The sequence below is a fragment of the Gordonibacter sp. genome, assembly GCF_036667095.1.
Classification (GTDB): domain Bacteria; phylum Actinomycetota; class Coriobacteriia; order Coriobacteriales; family Eggerthellaceae; genus Gordonibacter.
In genome coordinates this window covers 1-3,157 of record NZ_JAVWUP010000249.1, presented here as the reverse complement: position 1 = coordinate 3,157, position 3,157 = coordinate 1, and the positions used below count along the sequence as shown (strand labels likewise).

The window sequence follows — 3,157 nt, the reverse complement described above, 5'->3', positions numbered from 1 at the left end:
GGGTGTAGTTGATTCAGTCATGTTAGCCCTCCTTTACGCTAGGTAGTACACGGAGGGTTCCGTGCCTTTGTCTTCGAGCAGCTGGATGGTGTTGCGGCCGGCGATCGCGCGGGAAACGTCGCTGTCGGGGTCGTCCAAATCTCCCCAGTGGCGCGCGCGGCCCGGGCAGTGCTCCATGCAGGCGGGCATGTCGCCGCGTGCGATGCGGTTGCCGCAGAAGGTGCACTTCTCCACCACTCCGGCAACGTGGCTGGGGGCATCGGCGTCGCCGAGCGGGAAGTCCACCGCATAGGCCGGTTCCTCCCAGTTGAATACGCGGGCACCATAGGGGCACGCGCCCATGCACATGCGGCAGCCGATGCATTTGTCCACGTCCTGCATCACGATGCCGGTCTCCTCGTCGCGCCAGGTGGCACCCACGGGGCAGACCTTCGCGCAGGCGGGGTTCGCGCAGTGCTGGCAGCTTACCGGGTAGTGGGTCATCTTCACGTGCGGGTAGGTGCCTTTCGGCGTGTCGGGATGATCACCGCCATCGGTAAGCACCCGATTCCACCACATCTTATTGGGCAGGTTGTTGTTCGACTTGCAGGCAACGGCGCACTCGGTGCAGCCGAAGCAAAGGTTCAGGTCGATCGCCATTCCGTAACGCATATAAGATCCCTCCTTTCTAAATAGTTGCCTTCTCGATTTCGATTAGGGTGTCGAAGTAGTAGCTGTTGGCAACGACCGGGGTGACGTTGTAGCCCAAGAGGTCGCAGTAGAACCCGTCAACGAACTGGTCGAGGTCCCATCCGTGGTCGATAACTGCCATTCCGGGGCGCACGCCGTTGTTGAAGCGTGCAAGCAGGGTGCAGGTACCGCGGTCGTTGAACATGCGCACATAGTCGCCATCGGCGATGCCGCGCGCTTCGCAGTCGGCCGGGTTCACGGCGATGTAGGGCTCGTTCTCGAATTCCAGCAGCCAGGGCACGCGGGTGTACTGGGTGTGCACCTTGTACTTGTTGCGCTCGGACGTGAAGCAGATCGGATATTTCTTGGCAAGGGGATTTTCCTTCCAAACCTCCATGGGTGGCTCCCAGTAAGGCAGGCGTTCCTTCATGAAGTCGATCTTTTGGCCGTAGTCGGTATCGAGCGGAATGGACTCTTGGTAGAACTGTAGGCGTCCAGTGGGGGTCATGTACGTGGCATCTTCACCCATAACGCGCTTGTCGGGCTCGAAGGTGAGTACGGAGCCTTCTTTCTTCAACCGATCCCAGGTGAGGTCTATCTTTTGCGCTGCTGGGTTGTTGAATACAGCCCCGAAGAGCTCGTCGAGGTTCTTGAAATCGTATTGCAGCAAATCCATCTTCTCGAACAGCATCTTGAATATCTCGAAGTCGCTCTTCGATTCGTAGAGCGGTTCGGCTGATTTTGCGTTGTAGAACACGTAGCGGGTGTCGTCTCCCGTGGCGCTTTCGCACTCGAAGTAATGGCAGGCGGGCAAGACGATGTCGGCGTAGCTTGCCGTGCTGGTCATGACCACGTCGGTCACCACCAAAAGCTCTACGCCTTCGAAGAACTCGCGCCAGCGGTTGCCGCCCACCTGGGTGCCGAACAGGTTGTGGTTCCAGATGTAGAGCGTCTTGATGTTGATGTCCTTGTCGCCGTACTTTTTCGACTCCATGCAGTTGAGTAGGGCGGGCGAGTACATCACCGTGCTGCCGGGTGCACCTTTGGGGTTGGCCAGGCCGTAGGGCATCCATCCGATGGCGGTCTCGCCACGCCACGTGCCTTTTGCGCTGTTGCCAGGTTGCCCGTATTGGCCGGCGATCATGCCCATAGACAGAATTGCCGAGAAGGTTGCCATGCCGTTGGTGACATGGTCGAGGCCAAGGCCGATATTGATGGAGTTGGGGCCGTCTTTGACGATATGCGCAAGCTCCTTGATGGTGTCGACCGGAATGTTGCAGATCTCAGATGCTTTTTCCGGCGTCCATTCGGCCACGCGTTCGAGCAGAAGATCGTAGGCGGTGGTCACCTCGATGCCCTCGATGCCGAAAGAGCCCTTCAGCGCCGGGTCGGTGATTTCGGCAAGCGTGCCGATCGAGCCGTCTTTGCCGCGCGCAACCGGCTTGTCGTCGGATGTTCCGGCTGCTGCCTTGCCCAGGTCGCTCAGGCGTAAATACTTGCCGTCGCTTTTTTTCACCAAAAGGGGAGCCACGGTATCGGTTGCCATGAAGGCCTCGTCGGCTAGCCCTTCGTTCACCAGCACATTGGCCATGGCAAGCGCCAGTGCGCCGTCGGTGCCAGGACAGATGGGCACAAACAGGTCGGCTTTTGAGGCGGTAGTGGTGTAGGTAGGATCGATGCAGATGATCCGAGCGCCGTGCTCGGCTCGGGCGCGAATAAGGTAGTGGAAGGTCTGGCTTTCCGACTCAGCCGGGTTATAGCCCCAGATAAAGATGTTCTTGGCATTCTTCAGGTCGTTCCTACCGCCACCGCCTGGACCTTTGCCCATGCCGACGATGGGAGGAAACGCTGCATAAAACACGCGGTCTTGTGCAGCGTCGAGCGTGGTGGCGCCCATGGCAGCCGCTAGGCGCTTGCCATGTTGGGCATCCGGGGTGATATTGCCCGATCCGCAGAGGAATGCGTTGGAGTTGGGTCCGTATTTTTCGGCCACTTCTTTCCATTTGTCGGAGATGGTAGCAAGGGCTTCGTCCCAGCTCATTTGCTCCCACTTGCCCTCACCTCGCTCGCCAACGCGTTTCATGGGGTGCTTGAGGCGGTCTTCACCGTACACGCGCAGCGCATGGGTAAGGCCGCGGTTGCAGACGCGGGTGATATTGGGGTCGGTCTGCTGGCGGCGCGAGGTTTTGACAATCTTTCCGTCGCGTACATGCACGTTCATCTGGCAACCCGAGCCGCAGCCGCCACGGCAGACGCCCGGGTTGACCGTTTCTCCTTTCGACGTTGTTTGGCCTTCTTCGGCAAAGGCGAAGTCACTGCCTGCGAGGTTTGATCCGAGCCCTGCTGCAACAACAGCAGCGGCGGAGCCTTTAAGAAAGCTCCTTCTGCCCATAGCGGTGCTCACTATAGTTTCCTGCGTGTGCTTCATAACGCCCCTCCTATAGTTAGTTACGTTACATTTTGACCTCTTCAATCGAACCGTTCAGAA

The 3,157-nt window shown here is 58.8% G+C and carries 2 protein-coding genes; both read right to left on the bottom strand.

Annotated features, from left to right (window positions below):
- Positions 1-33: 33 nt before the first annotated feature.
- Positions 34-651, bottom strand: a complete 618-nt coding sequence (locus RR842_RS13210; RefSeq protein ID WP_332514899.1) for a 4Fe-4S dicluster domain-containing protein — start codon at positions 649-651, stop codon at positions 34-36.
- Between the two features lie 16 nt (positions 652-667).
- Positions 668-3,097: a molybdopterin-dependent oxidoreductase gene (locus RR842_RS13205; RefSeq protein WP_332730059.1), complete on the bottom strand. Its 2,430-nt coding sequence runs from the start codon at positions 3,095-3,097 to the stop codon at positions 668-670.
- Between the last annotated feature and the right edge of the window lie 60 nt (positions 3,098-3,157).